Origin of the sequence: Dolichospermum planctonicum, from assembly GCF_005402965.1 — a bacterium.
Lineage (GTDB): Bacteria > Cyanobacteriota > Cyanobacteriia > Cyanobacteriales > Nostocaceae > Dolichospermum > Dolichospermum planctonicum.
This window is the reverse complement of record NZ_BJCF01000189.1, coordinates 1-243: the sequence shown is the minus strand read 5'-3', so window position 1 is coordinate 243 and position 243 is coordinate 1. Positions and strand designations below refer to the sequence as shown.

At 42.0% G+C, this 243-nt stretch carries 1 pseudogene; it reads right to left on the bottom strand.

From position 1 onward, the window contains the following. Positions 1-243: pseudogene (locus FFO06_RS20980) on the bottom strand (hypothetical protein); the annotation flags it as partial.

Below are 243 nucleotides of genomic sequence, written 5' to 3'. Positions count from 1 at the left end.
TGGTGCTATCAACAATGTAGATATCGTTGCCCAAACCACCAATTAGGATATCTGTACCTGCACCACCATCAAGGGTGTCATTACCAGCATCACCATTGAGGGTATTATTAGCACTATTACCAGTAATAACGTTATTAGCTGCGTTACCAGTACCGTTTATGGCTGCTGTTCCTGTTAATGTCAGGTTTTCGACGTTAGCAAGAGCCGCAATAGTGTAAGTAACACTAGATTGAATGGTATCTG